Raw genomic sequence first — 14,340 nt, forward strand, 5'->3', positions numbered from 1 at the left:
TTCGTTGTCCGCGATGCCTCCCGCCGTTCGGCCGTCACGAGCCGAATAAGGTGCTGATCGCGTGATCAAAGCAAAATCCCGTATGAAGGGTGCGCTGACGACCTATCCCGAGGGCAGTGATACCTAGAGCATCGCCCATAAGACTTCAAACCTGAAAGCGTTCGCCTGAGAGCTTCACCCCTTCCGACCATCCTTCTCACCTCGTCCCCATTGCCTGACAGTGATCGGTCGGGTCCCTTTTTAGAATGGATCTAGGCTCCGACCTTCTGGTGAAGGTCGGAAGTAGGGAACGGTGTGGGATGCGCTGACCGGCGAGCCGGTCCCTTGGTCTCTTCGGGCTTGCGCGCCGGCGAGCACGACGACCGTCGTGTGGAAAGGAGTCTAGAGGACAAGGAGGTCAGGCGCGCCTTTTTTTGAACCCTGCAGCCGATGAAGGGGAACGTGACCGGAGGCGATGTGGGAGGCGGATGAGCATGAGTGATGTGGCATTGGCGGCCGGGCGGAACCTCGACGAAGAAGTCGCCGAGACCGTCATGGGCTGGCGGCGCGAAGCGGGAGAACGGTCGGGGAGATGGCGACGACCTGATGGGACGGTCCTCACCGACTTGCCGAAGTTCAGTACGGACATTGCCGCGGCATGGCAGGTCGTGGAGAAGCTCGGGCTGGAGGATGTGTTCCTGGCGATCAGGCTCTTGCCCGACGGGGAATATGAGTGTACGGCGCAGAACGAGATCGGCGAGACTTTGAAACTGGGCGACTCGGGCCGTGTGCAAGCGGCGAGCGCGGCGCTGGCGATCTGTGTCGCCGCCATGTTGGCGGGAAGCGCCGTCCCTCGCCCGCCGCTCCAACGCACGGACAGGCCGAAGGTCTAGCCGCCTGCAACCACCCTCATCTTTCTGCACGCCGCGCGTCTCAGGCCTGTCGGGTGACCGCCGACCGACGCATCTCCTGAGAAGACCGGCAGTGTCAGCGCGCAAGATCGACACCTTGGTGCTCGGCCGACTTGAAGCCTGAAAGGAGAACGCGCGAGAAAAGCACGAGTCAAAACAGCGGTTGGGTGCTCTGAAGGCCCCTCGCGGGCATAGTGGAGACCGTCCTGGTTGGTCAGCAGCCGAGTCGGCGGAAATCCGCTTGCGCTCGCGTTCATGGCGTGCCATTGTCCAAGTCACTGATCACTCCTGTCGGTTCTTTGGAGCAGGGCTGCTCGCAAGTGGGACCGGCAGTCTTCCCTCTCCCTTCAGGGATGGAGCTGATCCGGCGGAAATCGGTGCCGGTCGGAGGACGACATGGCGGCTCAATGTACCCATCTGAATCAAATCCGACAGGTGATACCCAGCGCGAGCGGCTGCGAAGACTGCCTGAAGATCGGAGACGCCTGGGTCCATCTGCGCTTGTGTCTTACCTGCGGCCATGTCGGCTGCTGCGATTCGTCGAAGAACAAGCACGCCACCAAGCATTACCACCGGACTTCGCACCCGATCATCCAGTCGTTCGAACCCGGAGAGAATTGGAAATGGTGTTATTCGGATCACCTGTTGCTGGAATAGGGCTGGTTGCCCATGCTCCTCGGAGAGAAGTGAGATGGAACTCATGGCGGCCCTGGTGAAACGCGGCTGCTGAGGCTAAGCCATGGCGAGCGGAATGCGAAGAACGCTCAATGGATCTGCCGCTGACTCGCGTCCTGACGTCTTCGCTGATTCTCAGACTCGGGAAGCTCGGCCTTCCTGCATTTCTCACCGAGAGGCAGCATGAGGCGGCTGGACAACAAGGTCGTCGTCATAACCGGAGCCATGGGCGGATTGGGAACGACCGTCACGTCGGTCTTCGCTGAGACGGGTGCGAACGTCATGGCCGTCGACCGGGCGGTCTCCGGCCCTCTGCCCACCGGCGTGACGGGGTTCGCCGGGGACGTCGCCGACGAAGCCGAGGTGGGCCGCCTCGTGCGCGAGGTCGTGATACGACTGGGCCGGATCGATGCGCTGGTCAATCTCGTCGGCGGCTTTGCGATGGGACGCGCCGTCGAGACCGACGTGGGGGTCTGGCAAAAGATGCTCACCGTGAACCTGACCTCGGCCTTCCTGTTGTCGAAGGCCGTTGCGCCGATCATGCTGAAGCAAGGCGCCGGCCGCATCGTGCACATCGCCGCCCGCGCTGCGCTCGATCCCTTCCCCGGAGCCGCGGCGTATCTTGTAGCCAAGTCGGGGCTGATCGCGTTGGTGAGAGCGCTCGCGCTCGAGCTGACTGGCACAGGCGTGAGCGTCAATGCCGTGCTGCCGGCCACGATCGACACGCCGGCCAACCGAAAAAGCATGCCGGAGGCCGATCCCCACTCTTGGGTCAAGCCGGATGCGATCGCCGGCCTGCTCGTCTTTCTCATCTCCGATGAGGCCCGTGGCCTCAACGGCGCCTTGATCCCGATCGGTTCGACTTGAGCCTGCATGAAGTCCGAGTCGCCCGTCAGCTCAAGGTCATCCTGCTGCTGAAGCCCGCTCCAAAAGGGAGGTCGTATTATGCGTGAGCGTCCATGCCTTCCTACGGATCCGGATGCTTGGCCTAGCCTGCCGCTTGAAGCATGGCGAGAGACCTACGCGACGCTCCACATGTGGATGCAAGTCGTCGGGAAAATCCGGCTCGCATTGGCCCCGATGGTATGCCATTGGTGGCACGTGACCCTGTATGTCACGGCTCGCGGTCTCACGACCTCCCCCATCCCGTACGGCAGCCGCGTCCTTCAGATAGACTTCGACTTCCTCAACCACCAGGTAGTGATCGAGACGGTGGATGGCCGAACCCGCTCGCTGGCGCTGGCGCCGCGCTCCGTGGCCGACTTTTACATGGAAACGATGTCGGCCCTGCGGTCGCTCGGCGTCGATGTGAGCATCTGGACGACACCCGTTGAAGTCGAGGATCGGACTCCGTTTGAGCAGGATCACCAGCATGCGGCCTATGACCCCGAATACGCGCAACGGTGCTGGCGCATCTTGGTACAAACCGATCGTGTGCTGAAGGAGTTTCGTTCGCAGTTCATCGGCAAGGTCAGCCCGGTCCATTTCTTCTGGGGCGCTTTTGATCTGGCCGTGACCCGCTTCTCCGGTCGCCCGGCCCCTCAGCACCCGGGTGCGCCGAACCTGGCGCGTTTCGTGGCCCGCGAAGCGTACTCGCACGAGGTGAGCAGTTGCGGATTCTGGCCGGGAGGGGGTGTCGTGGACAAGCCGGTCTTCTACGCCTACGCGTATCCGGAGCCGGAAGGGTTTAGAGGTTGTCCCATCCAGCCAAAAGAAGCTTTCTACAGTGAAGAATTGAGAGAGTTCCTGTTGCCGTACGATGCGGTCCGAACTGCCGAGTCGCCCGATCAGGTCCTGCTGTCGTTTCTCCAGAGCACGTACGAGGCCGCAGCAAACCTCGGCAAGTGGAACCGGGCGGCACTCGAGCGTGATTGGAGCCGCTCAAGAGCAGGAGAGTAGGCTGCTCAGACGCATGGCGCAAGGGCGGAAGGCAGGCGTTGTGGTGGGCTCTGCCGAGGCTGCTGCGTTTACCGAGTGACGATCTCGAACATCTTTTCAGCCTCGAGCCGCTCGTGCGCGTCCGGACCTTGGGGCACGTCGCGGAAGTCGCCTCGAAGGGCCTTCAAGGCATACCGTTCGTAATCGATCTCGGTCTGGGTGCGAACGCCCATGCGCCGGAACAATGGAACGGGGGGACACCACCCCTGGACGGCATGTTGGAGCAGAAACGTCGCGACGAGGGTCGGCAGCAGATACCAGCGACGGTGGAGCAGGGTTCCCAGGCTGAGCCCGATCAGGGACACCACCGCGGCGTTCGCTTCGAGTGTCCGCTCGATGTCCCATTCCTGGTCCAGCTCGGCCAGCCGCCGAGTGATGGCGTCGGGGCCTAGTTTTCCATAGTGCCAGATATGGCATGCCGTCTGGCGGCGGATGCGCTCGTTCAACTCTGCTTCGGTCTGCCGCGGCACGCGAGTCGTCGTGGCCGGCAGGTCCAGCGTTCTCCCCATCGCATCCTCCTTTGGGTCGGCTCTCCGCCGGGTTCATCCCACTTCGATCCTGATCCGATCGATCACGTTCCACAGGGCGCCATCGGGGTTCCAGAAGGGCTCGATCGGCTGGAAGCGATTCAGGCTGTCGCGGGCGCGAGCCATGGCGACGTACGCGCCCGGTTTCTTCACCTCCCACTCATATGTCCAGAGCCGCCAGGCATATCGGGCCTTATCTCCCCCCAGGGCGGCGGGTTCCCAGTGACGTCCTAAGTCGGTCGAGACGTCGACCCCCAGGATTTCGCCCTCGCCGCCGTAGGCCACGCCGGTGACCCGGATGCGTCCGGCTTCGATCCGGGCCCCGTCCATCGGGCCGGTGATCAACGACTTCACGGGCAGACTGGTGATCATCTCCATCTCCGAAGGGGGCACGTGCGTTCCCGGGACGACATACGTGGTAGGAAATCGGTACTCTTCCTTCATGAAGTGTCCGCCATCGGGCTCCGGAGCTACCCGAATCTGGGTCAGCCACTTGACCGAATGGTTCCCCGTCCAGCCGGGGACGATGACGCGCAGGGGATAGCCGTGGGGGATCGGAAGAACCTGACCGTTCATGTCGAAGGTCAACAGCGTCCCGTCGTCCATCGCCTTGTCGATCGGGAGGCTCCGGACGTAATCGGGCTTGGTCCCCCGGGTATCGGCGCCGTCGAAGACGACATGGCGGCCCTGTTCCGTCACACCGGCACGCTGGAGCACATCGGCCAGCCGAACCCCGGTCCACCGGGCCGTCCCCACCGCGCCTTTCTCCCACGGCACGCCCTCGACTTTCGGTGTGAAAAAGGCCCGCCCGTTCCCGGAACACTCGAGGGTGACGACGTCGGAGACGATGGGAAATCGCGTGAGCTCATCCAGTGTGAGCGTGAGCGGGTGCTTGACCGCTCCATCGACGCGCAACCGCCAGCGACCGAGATCGACGTGCGGCGTGTCGTTGTGGGTGCGCACATAGAACAGGTCGTTGGGCGTGATCCACGTCCTGAGCCGATGGACGGGGGTCTCGAGGTTCTGTGGCTCCGCCTCCCGGATGATCAACCCGCTCTTGTCGATCTGCGGATTCGAGTCCACGGCTCTCACCAAGAGAAGGGTAAGGCTGAGGTTGAGGGTAAGGTCGGAGCCAGAACACTCAACCTTAACCTGAGCCTTAGTCTGCATCGAGCCTCACAGGAGGGCATGGATTGTCAGCGAGATCGCGGCGTTCACGTGGGTGACGACGGCCGTCCGGGTACACGGGGTGGATCCTCCGGCTGGAAGCGCAACGAACGGACAAGACGAGACACCCGCCGCTGACAGCCAACCGGCGCTGCCATGTGCCACACAAGAAGCCATGGCGGTTCTCTCGCAGACCGATCCGGAGCAGTTGCGGCGGGAGCTCCAACAAGGAGAAGGCCCCGACCTCCGGATACGCCGGGCGATCGTCGGGCTGTCGCTGGTCGGGATGGCGAGTATGGCCGTCGTGTCCCTGTTTCAGACCGGCGTCATCCGGCACTTGCCAGATCCTCCGCTGGATCGCTTCAACTCGGACAAGGTCAACTCTTCGGTCACGGCATATCACTGGGGGGTACCGGACGGGACAGTGTCGATGGCCGGTCATGCGGTCAACGTCGCGCTCGCCGCCGTCGGGGGACCCCAGCGGGTGCGCGAGCAGCCGTGGGTACCGCTCATTGCCGCTGCGAAGGCTGCGGCCGAAGCGGCGGTTGCAGCGCGGTACCTCTTCTACGAAATGCCGATCGTGCAAAAAACGTGGTGCGGGTACTGCATCGTCGACGCGCTGGCCCACATCGGCACGTTCGCCCTGACGTTGCCGGAGGCGGGAAAGGCGCTGGCCGCGATCCGACAGACGAGATGACCGTTGAGGACCCGGTCGGCGCCGGTCGGCGACTTCGAAGGGGCCTTCCTTCCCTGTACCTTCTGGCTGGTGACCACCTATGCGAGGACGGGTCGCGTCGACGAGGCTGAGGCGATCCTCGATCGGGCCGAGGCATGGGCGGGGCCGTTGGGCCTGTTTGCGGAGGAGGTGGACCCGCGGTCGAGGGGGTACCTTGGAAACCTGCCGCTCCTCTTTGCCCACGTCGAGTACATCAGAGCCGTCATGGAAGTCGCGAAGGCCCGCCCATTGGATCGTCTTCGGCTGATGATCGGCCACATCACGCGATGGATCGGCCGGCAAATTCCGCTCCCCCGCTAACGATCGGCCTTTCCACATCGCCTGCATCACCACGTCGCAACCACCCTCCGCTTTTGTCCGAAGTGCGACAGGATTGTCGGATCGACGGAGGCTGCCACTTCAAAGCCAGTGAAAAGACACGGCACGGCAGCTGGCACCTCCATTGCTGTCCAGTAGAATCATCGAGGAAGGAGGATCGCCATGAACAGGATGCCCCGTTCTGAACACTTCTCAATGGAGGCCGAGATTCTGGAATCCTTGCGGCACGGGCCGCTGGAACTCCAAGCTCTCGCCGGCTCGTTGGGGGAGCGGTGGAGCACGGCCTTTCTCGCGGTCGACCAGTTGAGTCGTTCTGGACGTGTGAGGCTCGAATGGGTGGGGCGGGCGCGGTATCTCGTGTCGCTGGCGACCGGGCGGGGTGCAGGCGCGGATGAACAGGATCGAAGCCTACGGGAGCGCGACAAGCTGGATGTCTGCGAGAGGATCGACGCGTATGCGCTCCCGGTGATGGCAGTCCATGACCGACAACGTTCAACGGCGGAATGAAAATGGTACGGGCTCTTCTTGCGCACTCCCACCTCCCGCTACTTCATGATCAGGGAACCGCTCTCAGCCATCAGCGTGGAAAGAAGCTCGCGCTCCCTTCCCTTCATCAAGCTGATAGCAAACAGCTGAAAGCTAACGGCTCGTTCCTGCCCCGGAACAGTTCTCAGCGATCAGCCTTCAGCAGTCAGCTCAGAAAAAGCTTGGCTACCCGGCCGCACCCTTCCTCAGCTGATAGCTGATGGCTGAACGCTGAAGGCTGCTTCCTTCCCCCGAGACTACTTGTCCGAATTCGGACAAGGTGTATCGTCACTTCGGGGATCTTGCGCCGTGCTGCTGTCGGTCTCCGCCCGACCTGTCGTCCGAGGCCATCTCAAACCAAGCTGAAATCAGGCCGTTGGCGAGCACGATCGTATCACCCGCGTCCGCCGGTCCGGCGGCGCGCCGCTTGCACTGTTCTCTCTCCGTTTCTTCCAGCGAACACAACCACCAAAAAAGAGGCCGGCTATGGGCAAGGCGTTCGTGCTGTGGTTGCTCGGGGTTCCGGTCAGCATCATCGTGCTGCTGTGGCTGTTCGGCATCCTGAGCTGAAGGGAGCGTCGGGAGTTCAATCGATCTAATCACAGGGAGGTCTCACATGTACAACGAGTACGAAGGGAACGACTATACGGCGTGGTCGGCGTTTCTGGCCGGGGCCTTCATCGGCGCCGGCATCGCCCTCTTGTTTGCCCCCCAGACGGGGTCCGAGCTGCGCGGGATGCTGCGCAGTTACGCGAACCGCGCCAAGGACGAGGTCGTGGAGCGAGGGCGCGAGGCCTGGGACACCGCCGTGGAGCGGGGGAAGGAATACATGGACACCGGGCGTGAGACGATTCAGCAGGCCGGTCGAGCGGTTCGGGAGACCGTGCAGCGGGGTCAGGAGACGGTCAAGGAAGCCGGCCGCGAAGCCATGAATCGCGGGTAATCCACACTACAGCAGGAGGACGACCATGTTGAGAAGTATGACGGCAGCAGTGTTGGGGCTGGTGATGATGGCGGCGACCGGCTGTCAGTCCATGACGGGCAAGACGGCCGGGGAGAGCATGAGCGATTCGGCGATCACGGCGAAGGTTCAAAGCAAGCTGACTGCCGACCGTCTGTCGAACTTCACCCGGGTGGACGTCGATACCGAGCGTGGGATCGTGAATCTGAGCGGGGTGGTGCCGACCGCGGAGCAGAAGGCGCGTGCGGCGGAGCTCACCCGCCAGGTGGAGGGCGTCAAGCGCGTCAACAATAATCTGCAGATCGAAGAGCCGACGAAGACCGGCAAGCTCAACGAGTAGTCGGCCTGTCCGTCAGCCACCGGGTCGGGGACGGGGGCGGCTCCGGCCGCCCCCGTTTTCGTCCGATGGATGGCGGTGCGGGCAGCGGCCCGTAACAGCGGATGAGAGAGGTCATGAGGGAGAGAGAGGGACCGGAGGAGGACCAGAAGGCCGCGCAGGAGCGCTTCTTCTCTACGCTGCTGGGCGCCGGGTTGACGCTCTACGGCGTGCGCCGGCGGGCGATGCCGGGGCTTTTCGCGGCGGGCTTGGGATTGTGTCTCTTGTACGGATCCGTGCCTTCCGCGTGGCGACGCCGTTGGGCCGCCCGCGCGAGTGGGATGCCGGAGAGGGGCCGCGGCCACGAAGGGGAACGGGGTGATGACGCAGGGGCACGAGAGGGAGCAGCCTCCGTCCGGCGGGGGATCGAGGAAGGTGTGACGATTCACCGTTGTGCCGCCGACCTCTATCGCTTCTGGCGCGACCCGGAACACCTTCCTTCGTTCATGCCCTATGTCGAACAGGTCACGGCGGCCGGTCCATGTCTCTGGCAGTGGGTACTGAAGACCCCCGCCGGCCTCACCGTCCGGTGGGACGCCGACCTCGTCGTCGACCGAGAAGACCGGCAAATCCGGTGGCAGGCTATGGCCCCTCGAGGGGTCGACGTGGCGAGTACGGTGGAGTTCCGGCCGATCGGACCGGATGAAACCGAGGTCCAGTTGAGCCTCGACTATCGTCCGCCTGGAGGATTGGTCGCGACCGCGCTACGGGCCGTTCTGGGAGACAACCCGGCTCGGACCGTCCGTGCCGACTTGGAGCGGTTCAAGCGTCTGATGGAGACGAGCGATGAGCCGGTCGCCGCACCCATCGGGAGCTGACTCCTCGCGGCGGGACGTCATCATCGTGGGAGGCGGGCTGGCGGGGCTTTCGGCTGCGGTCTATCTCGCCCGCAGCCGCCGGGATACCGTGCTGATCGAGTCCGGTCATTCCATGGCCGTTTGGGAGCCGGACGTCCAGAATTACCTGGGCTTTCCCGAGGGGATCTCAGGGGAAGCGCTCCTCGGGCGAGGCCGAGCGCAAGTGGAGCGCTTCGGCATCACAATCGTGCGCGACGAGGTCCGCACGGTATGCCGGCTGGCGGACGAATTCCGGGTGGAGGGTCGGGGCGCGAGCTATAGGGCCAAGCGGGTGCTCCTCGCGACCGGCCTGACGCATCTCCCGCCGGATATCCCCGGGGTCCGCGAGTGCCTGGGGAAGAGCTTGTTTTTCTGCAAGGACTGTGACGCGTTCCGGGTGCAGGACAAGCGTATCGTCATCGTCGGCTGGAACAACGAAGCCGCGGAGTATGCGTTGGCGATGCTCGCGTTTTCCCCCAGCGTGCTGGTGGCCCTGAATGGCCGGGAGCCCCATTGGGACGACCGGCACGACGGCTGGCTCAGGGAGTACGGGGTGCCGGTGCGCCGTGAGCGGGTCACCGTGGTGGACCATGCGGAGGGATGTCTTCGCGCGTTGCGATTCGAGCATGGCGAGTCCATCCAGGCGGATGCAGTCTTCACCACCCGGGGAGACGTGTATCACACGGCCCTTGCGGAAGGAGCCGGGGCGAGCCTCGACGAGGAAGGCCAGGTCGTCGTCGATCATCACATGCGGACGAGCGTCCCCGGTCTCTATGCGGCCGGCTGTATGACGCCCGCCAATTGCCAGATGATCATCGCCGCGGGCCAGGGTGCGACCGCGGCGCAAGCGATCAATCGGGATTTGTTCGAGGAGAGCCTCCGGCAGCACGCGCTGCCGGTGTATGAACAGTCCGTTGAGTCCGTTAATTCCGTTGGGTCCGTTTGGACCGTTAGGTCTGTTGGGGATTCGAACGGACTCAACGGACTTAACCGACTAAACTGACAAAACATCCTGTTCCGACTATGCAGCCGTCCAACGACTCCTTGCGTATCGCGGCGATGGCGGACCTGCACTGCCCGCGGTTGGAAGGCGCGGAGCTGCGGAGCCTGTTCGAGTATGCCGCCGACGGGGCCGATGCCATGGTCCTGTGCGGCGATTTGACCGACTACGGGAAACCCGAGGAAGCGCGGGCGCTCGCCGCCGCGTTGCCGGCCGCTCGACGCGTGCCGGTGCTCGCCGTGCTCGGCAATCACGATTATGAATGTGGCGCGCAGGACCAAGTGGAACAGATCTTGAAAGACCACGGGGTCACCGTGCTGAATGGGACGACCACCGAAATCCGAGGCGTCGGGTTTGCGGGCGTGAAAGGGTTTGCCGGTGGGTTCGGAGACCGGGCTCTGCAGCCCTGGGGTGAGCCGACGCTCAAGCAGTTCGTCCAGGAGACGGTGGAGGAGGCCCTGCGCTTGGAGTCGGCCTTGGCGAAACTCCAGACCTCGCAGCGCGTGGTGCTGATGCACTATTCGCCGATTCTCGACACCGTGCTCGGTGAGCCGGCCGACATCGTGCCGTTCCTCGGATCCAGCCGCTTGGAGGAGCCGTTGAATCGGTACGCGGTGTCCGCGGTGTTTCATGGGCACGCGCATCACGGGTCGGTCGAGGGGCGGACGCGGGAAGGCACCCCGGTCTACAACGTCGCGGTGCCGCTGCTGCGGCGCCTCTTTCCCGAGCAACAGCCGGTTCGGTTCCTCGAAGTGCCGGTTGCGAAGGCGCCGGTGACGCGATAGGAGGTCTCATGGAGACCATCGGACGACCGCAGGACGCAGCGCATCAGTTTTATCGGGACACCTTGCGGCTCTTGAAGCAATCAGGGGTGCCGTTCTTGGTGGGCGGCGCCTTTGCGATGGAGGCGTATGCCGGCGTCACCCGGCGCACCAAGGATCTCGACGTCTTCGTCCGACCGGAGCATGCGGAGCCCTTGCTCGCCTACCTGAGCAAAGCCGGCTACGAGACCGAGATGCGGTTCCCACACTGGCTCGGCAAGGCTCGGCAGGACGACCACTATCTCGACATCATCTTCAGCTCGGGCAATGGGATCTGTACGGTCGACGATCTCTGGTTCGAGCACGCCTTTCACGCGACCGTCGTCGGCGTCCCCGTGCCGATGGTACCGCCCGAGGAGATGATCTGGTCGAAGGCGTTCATCATGGAACGGGAGCGCTACGACGGTGCGGACATCGCCCATCTGCTGCGCGCCCGCTCGAAGAGCCTCGACTGGGCTCGCCTCCTGTATCGCTTCAACAGCCACTGGCGGGTCCTGTTCAGCCATCTCATCCTGTTCGGGTTCATCTATCCGGCTCAGCGCCTACAGATCCCGGCGTGGATCATGGAGGAGATGATTCGCCGGTTGCGGGTTGAAATGTCGACCCTCCCGAGCGACCAGCGGCTGTGCCAGGGGACGCTGCTCTCGTGGTCGCAATACCTGGTGCACACCCAAGGCGGGGATTACGAGGATGCCCGACATCACCCCCGCGGGCCGCTGACGAGGCAGGAGACGCGGCTCATGACCGACACGCTCCTGCGGGAGCAGAAGAAAGCAGGCTGAGGTCGTCGGTGCAGGCCCCGGCCTCGCCGACGCCCAAGAACTCAACGAACCCTGTCACATCGGTGCCGTCATGCCAGACACGAGCGTCAAAAAAGTCAACGCGCATTACTCCCCCATGGGAGAGATGGGGCAGAAGTACTTGGTGTCGGGGAAGTCGCTCTCCATGCGGTTGTGGGAGGACGAGCCGGCGGGCGTCAAGAAGGAAGCCACGCGACGGCAATACGAAACCGTCGGTTACGTCATCAAGGGACGCGCGGAGCTGCAGATCGAAGGGCAGACCATCCTGCTCGAGCCCGGAGACTCGTGGGTCGTCCCCAAGGGCTCGTCCCACAGCTACTCGATCCTGGAGCCGTTCACGGCCGTGGAGGCGACCGCGCCGCCGGCGCAGGTCCACGGGCGGGATGAGAATAACCGTTAGGACGTTGAGTCAATTAGGTCTGTTTCGTCGGTTGAGTCCGTTAGATGACCCAACGGACCCAACGGAATTAACGGACCCAACGGACCCAACGGACCCAACGGGACAGTGAACCGCGGAGGGAAGCCATGCGAGCACAGGGTGACTATATCGCGCTGATAGGACGAATCCTCCTGGCGGCGATCTTTCTCATGTCGGGGCTCAACAAGATCGCGAACCCCGAGGGCACCCAGCAGTACATGCAGGCGATGGGGATGACCACGGCGACCACCTTCTTGTACATCGGGGCCATCGTCCTCGAGGTGGGTGGGGCGCTGGCGATCCTGCTCGGCTACTGGACCCGGCTGGGCGCCTGGGCGCTGATCCTGTTCATGATCCCGACGACCTGGATCTTTCACACGAACTTCGCCGATCAGAACCAGATGATTCATTTCATGAAGAACCTGGCGATGATCGGCGGGCTGCTCTATGTCGCGGGGTTCGGCCCCGGCGCCGTGAGTCTCGACGCCCGATCGGGAGTGCCGGGCCAGACCACCGTCGATATCGGCGGCGTCATGCGGGCGGCTCAACGCAGGACGGGATCGGATTGAGCCGCTCACGCCTCCGCCGCCTTCCATGGTCGGGCCTCGGTGTGGCCGCCGCGTTCCTGGTTCTGTTCCGGCAGGAACGCAGACGGCCCTTGCGGCGCCGGTGCGGCGACATGCCCGCCCGGCTGGCCCGCAACGCCGTCATCGCGGCGACGAGTGCCGCGGTCGTGCAAGCCGTGGAGCGGCCGATCGCCCGTTACCTCACGGCCGTGGTGGCGCGTCGGGGCTGGGGCCTGCTCCAGGCGCTCCGGCTACCCGGCTGGCTACCCGGCTGGATGGAGACCGTGAGCGCCGTCGTCCTCCTCGACTACACCTTGTACGTCTGGCACGTGTTGACGCATCGAGTGCCGACGCTCTGGCGGGTCCATCTCGTGCACCACATCGACCGCGACCTGGACGTGACCACCGCGGTGCGCTTCCACGGGGCCGAGCTGTTGCTGTCGGTCCCATGGAGGGCCGGGCAAATTCTCTTGATCGGCGTCCGGCCGCGCGCGTTGAGCATCTGGCAGACGGTGACGCTCATCTCGGTCATGTTCCATCACTCCAATCTACGCCTGCCGGTCGGGGTGGAACGAAAACTGGGGAAGGTGTTCGTGACGCCACGGATGCATGGGATTCACCATTCGACCGTCGAGGAGGAGCGGAACTCGAACTGGTCGAGCGGGTTGACCTGGTGGGACCGACTCCACGGCACGTTGCGCCTCGATGTGCCGCAGGAGGAGATCATGATCGGCGTTCCGCCCTATCGCGACGAGTCCGTGGGCCTCGGTCGCCTGCTCACGTCGCCGTTCCAACCGCAGAGGCGGAGGATGGAGCGCCGCCGATCCTCTGTCGGCGTACGAGCACAGCCTGCAAGGGCGGAAAGGGCCGTCTGATGTTCGGCTTGGGGACACCCGCGTCCATCGCCGAGCACGAGGCAACCGGGGAGGTGGCCGAGATCTACCACGATCTCCAGCAGACCTTGCGTGTCAACGGCGTCAACCTGGTCTTCCGGACCTGGGCGGGGTTCGGGCGAACGCTTCGCCCTCTTTGGGACGCCTTGCGGCCGAACGCCGGGACGCGGGCGTTGGAAGCGGCGGCCGATCGCATTCGCGCCGAGGCCGTCGATGCCGCCGAGGCAATGGGGTTGCTCGGCGCGCGTGGGCTCGTTCGACTGGGAGAGAGCCAGGCCTATCACATCCGGAAGGCCCTCGCCCTGTATCACTACATCAATCCGAAGCTGCTCGTGCTGACGAGCGCGGTCACGCTGGCACTCGACGGGCAGGCGATCGGCCGCGGCGACGCGCCCGAGGACCCCGGCGTCCCAAGGGGGGTACCGCCGACGATGTCCCCGATGGAGATGGTCGACAGCGAGCCGGATGACGAACGGCTCCAAGAGCTGTTCGAGGACATCTCGACGACGCTGGAGCTGTCGCAGATCAACAGCGACTATCGCACGCTCGCTCTCTGGCCCGACTATCTCGGGGCCGCCTGGGCGCAACTCAAGCCGAAGACCAAGCGCGACGACTACCGTCGCGCCTCAGAGGACCTCCGGAAACGGGCACGGGACTCGGCCGGCGCGTTGCCCTATCCCGTCCCGATCACCGAAGCCCGGATCGATGAGGCCGGGGACGACGCGGCGTCGTTCAAGCAGCTCACCCTGTCCTTCGAACGCCTGCTTCCGTCGCTGATCGTCAACGTCGCCCTCATGCAGTTGGACTGGCTCTCGCCGGAAGAGGCCCGGAGGTCGCCCTTTCCCGTGTCCTAAAAGAAAGAGGCCGAACGAAGGAGTCGCCTCGAAGCTGTA

19 protein-coding genes are annotated in these 14,340 nt (G+C 64.1%); 17 read left to right on the forward strand and 2 right to left on the reverse strand.

Annotation, left to right across the window (positions count from 1 at the left end):
- Positions 1 to 467 precede the first annotated feature (467 nt).
- From ACWHYV_RS07360 to ACWHYV_RS07375, 4 genes are all read left to right on the forward strand, one after another.
- Positions 468 to 872 (forward strand): BC1872 family protein, encoded by a 405-nt coding sequence (locus tag ACWHYV_RS07360; RefSeq protein WP_447980001.1) that lies wholly within the window; start codon positions 468 to 470, stop codon positions 870 to 872.
- A gap of 414 nt (positions 873 to 1,286) precedes the next feature.
- A complete protein-coding gene (locus tag ACWHYV_RS07365; RefSeq protein WP_447980002.1) occupies positions 1,287 to 1,547 on the forward strand; it encodes a UBP-type zinc finger domain-containing protein in 261 nt (86 codons plus the stop codon).
- A gap of 201 nt (positions 1,548 to 1,748) precedes the next feature.
- Positions 1,749 to 2,432 carry an SDR family NAD(P)-dependent oxidoreductase gene (locus ACWHYV_RS07370; RefSeq protein WP_447980003.1) on the forward strand — a complete coding sequence of 228 codons (684 nt, stop codon included), beginning with the start codon at positions 1,749 to 1,751 and terminating at the stop codon, positions 2,430 to 2,432.
- A 168-nt stretch (positions 2,433 to 2,600) separates the two neighbouring features.
- On the forward strand, positions 2,601 to 3,464 hold the full coding sequence (locus ACWHYV_RS07375) for a DUF5996 family protein (RefSeq protein WP_447980004.1): 864 nt from the start codon (positions 2,601 to 2,603) through the stop codon (positions 3,462 to 3,464).
- A 68-nt stretch (positions 3,465 to 3,532) separates the two neighbouring features.
- Here the strand turns inward: ACWHYV_RS07375 and ACWHYV_RS07380 are convergent, their stop codons facing one another.
- A complete protein-coding gene (locus tag ACWHYV_RS07380; protein ID WP_447980005.1) occupies positions 3,533 to 4,012 on the reverse strand; it encodes a hypothetical protein in 480 nt (159 codons plus the stop codon).
- Positions 4,013 to 4,045: 33 nt separating this feature from the next.
- Positions 4,046 to 5,113: a sulfite oxidase gene (locus ACWHYV_RS07385; protein ID WP_447980006.1), complete on the reverse strand. Its 1,068-nt coding sequence runs from the start codon at positions 5,111 to 5,113 to the stop codon at positions 4,046 to 4,048.
- A 259-nt stretch (positions 5,114 to 5,372) separates the two neighbouring features.
- Here ACWHYV_RS07385 and ACWHYV_RS07390 point away from each other — a divergent pair, with 259 nt between their 5' ends.
- From ACWHYV_RS07390 to ACWHYV_RS07450, 13 genes are all read left to right on the forward strand, one after another.
- Positions 5,373 to 5,894 carry a vitamin K epoxide reductase family protein gene (locus ACWHYV_RS07390; protein WP_447980007.1) on the forward strand — a complete coding sequence of 174 codons (522 nt, stop codon included), beginning with the start codon at positions 5,373 to 5,375 and terminating at the stop codon, positions 5,892 to 5,894.
- Between the two features lie 3 nt (positions 5,895 to 5,897).
- The gene (locus ACWHYV_RS07395; protein WP_447980008.1) at positions 5,898 to 6,233 is read left to right on the forward strand and encodes a glycoside hydrolase family 15 protein; all 336 of its coding nucleotides are present in this window, start codon (positions 5,898 to 5,900) and stop codon (positions 6,231 to 6,233) included.
- Positions 6,234 to 6,413: 180 nt separating this feature from the next.
- Positions 6,414 to 6,758 carry a hypothetical protein gene (locus ACWHYV_RS07400; protein WP_447980009.1) on the forward strand — a complete coding sequence of 115 codons (345 nt, stop codon included), beginning with the start codon at positions 6,414 to 6,416 and terminating at the stop codon, positions 6,756 to 6,758.
- A gap of 634 nt (positions 6,759 to 7,392) precedes the next feature.
- Positions 7,393 to 7,719 (forward strand): YtxH domain-containing protein, encoded by a 327-nt coding sequence (locus ACWHYV_RS07405; protein ID WP_447980010.1) that lies wholly within the window; start codon positions 7,393 to 7,395, stop codon positions 7,717 to 7,719.
- Positions 7,720 to 7,744: 25 nt separating this feature from the next.
- The gene (locus ACWHYV_RS07410; protein WP_447980011.1) at positions 7,745 to 8,077 is read left to right on the forward strand and encodes a BON domain-containing protein; all 333 of its coding nucleotides are present in this window, start codon (positions 7,745 to 7,747) and stop codon (positions 8,075 to 8,077) included.
- 113 nt (positions 8,078 to 8,190) lie between these two features.
- On the forward strand, positions 8,191 to 8,931 hold the full coding sequence (locus tag ACWHYV_RS07415) for an SRPBCC family protein (protein WP_447980012.1): 741 nt from the start codon (positions 8,191 to 8,193) through the stop codon (positions 8,929 to 8,931).
- Entirely contained in the window at positions 8,900 to 9,952 is a 1,053-nt protein-coding gene (locus tag ACWHYV_RS07420) for an NAD(P)/FAD-dependent oxidoreductase (RefSeq protein ID WP_447980013.1), read from the forward strand. The genes ACWHYV_RS07415 and ACWHYV_RS07420 overlap by 32 nt, the downstream gene beginning before the upstream one ends.
- 20 nt (positions 9,953 to 9,972) lie before the next feature.
- Positions 9,973 to 10,734, forward strand: a complete 762-nt coding sequence (locus ACWHYV_RS07425; RefSeq protein WP_447980014.1) for a metallophosphoesterase family protein — start codon at positions 9,973 to 9,975, stop codon at positions 10,732 to 10,734.
- A gap of 8 nt (positions 10,735 to 10,742) precedes the next feature.
- A complete protein-coding gene (locus tag ACWHYV_RS07430) occupies positions 10,743 to 11,552 on the forward strand; it encodes a nucleotidyltransferase (RefSeq protein WP_447980015.1) in 810 nt (269 codons plus the stop codon).
- A gap of 70 nt (positions 11,553 to 11,622) precedes the next feature.
- Positions 11,623 to 11,970, forward strand: coding sequence for a cupin domain-containing protein (locus ACWHYV_RS07435; RefSeq protein WP_447980016.1), 348 nt, complete (start codon positions 11,623 to 11,625; stop codon positions 11,968 to 11,970).
- A 125-nt stretch (positions 11,971 to 12,095) separates the two neighbouring features.
- On the forward strand, positions 12,096 to 12,557 hold the full coding sequence (locus ACWHYV_RS07440) for a DoxX family protein (protein ID WP_447980017.1): 462 nt from the start codon (positions 12,096 to 12,098) through the stop codon (positions 12,555 to 12,557).
- Positions 12,554 to 13,429, forward strand: coding sequence for a sterol desaturase family protein (locus tag ACWHYV_RS07445; protein WP_447980018.1), 876 nt, complete (start codon positions 12,554 to 12,556; stop codon positions 13,427 to 13,429). The genes ACWHYV_RS07440 and ACWHYV_RS07445 overlap by 4 nt, the downstream gene beginning before the upstream one ends.
- Before the next feature lie 8 nt (positions 13,430 to 13,437).
- Positions 13,438 to 14,301, forward strand: a complete 864-nt coding sequence (locus ACWHYV_RS07450) for a halocarboxylic acid dehydrogenase DehI family protein (protein ID WP_447980019.1) — start codon at positions 13,438 to 13,440, stop codon at positions 14,299 to 14,301.
- Positions 14,302 to 14,340: the final 39 nt, after the last annotated feature.

The sequence above is a fragment of the Candidatus Nitrospira bockiana genome, assembly GCF_965152565.1.

Coding starts and splice junctions, on each gene's coding strand:
- ACWHYV_RS07360 (WP_447980001.1), top strand. CDS start 468: ATGAGCATGAGTGATGTGGCATTGGCGGCCGGGCGGAACCTCGACGAA.
- ACWHYV_RS07375 (WP_447980004.1), top strand. CDS start 2,601: ATGTGGATGCAAGTCGTCGGGAAAATCCGGCTCGCATTGGCCCCGATG.
- ACWHYV_RS07405 (WP_447980010.1), top strand. CDS start 7,393: ATGTACAACGAGTACGAAGGGAACGACTATACGGCGTGGTCGGCGTTT.
- ACWHYV_RS07425 (WP_447980014.1), top strand. CDS start 9,973: ATGCAGCCGTCCAACGACTCCTTGCGTATCGCGGCGATGGCGGACCTG.
- ACWHYV_RS07390 (WP_447980007.1), top strand. CDS start 5,373: ATGGCGGTTCTCTCGCAGACCGATCCGGAGCAGTTGCGGCGGGAGCTC.
- ACWHYV_RS07400 (WP_447980009.1), top strand. CDS start 6,414: ATGAACAGGATGCCCCGTTCTGAACACTTCTCAATGGAGGCCGAGATT.
- ACWHYV_RS07370 (WP_447980003.1), top strand. CDS start 1,749: ATGAGGCGGCTGGACAACAAGGTCGTCGTCATAACCGGAGCCATGGGC.
- ACWHYV_RS07410 (WP_447980011.1), top strand. CDS start 7,745: ATGTTGAGAAGTATGACGGCAGCAGTGTTGGGGCTGGTGATGATGGCG.
- ACWHYV_RS07415 (WP_447980012.1), top strand. CDS start 8,191: ATGAGGGAGAGAGAGGGACCGGAGGAGGACCAGAAGGCCGCGCAGGAG.
- ACWHYV_RS07440 (WP_447980017.1), top strand. CDS start 12,096: ATGCGAGCACAGGGTGACTATATCGCGCTGATAGGACGAATCCTCCTG.
- ACWHYV_RS07420 (WP_447980013.1), top strand. CDS start 8,900: ATGAGCCGGTCGCCGCACCCATCGGGAGCTGACTCCTCGCGGCGGGAC.
- ACWHYV_RS07430 (WP_447980015.1), top strand. CDS start 10,743: ATGGAGACCATCGGACGACCGCAGGACGCAGCGCATCAGTTTTATCGG.
- ACWHYV_RS07380 (WP_447980005.1), bottom strand. CDS start 4,012: ATGGGGAGAACGCTGGACCTGCCGGCCACGACGACTCGCGTGCCGCGG.
- ACWHYV_RS07435 (WP_447980016.1), top strand. CDS start 11,623: ATGCCAGACACGAGCGTCAAAAAAGTCAACGCGCATTACTCCCCCATG.
- ACWHYV_RS07365 (WP_447980002.1), top strand. CDS start 1,287: ATGGCGGCTCAATGTACCCATCTGAATCAAATCCGACAGGTGATACCC.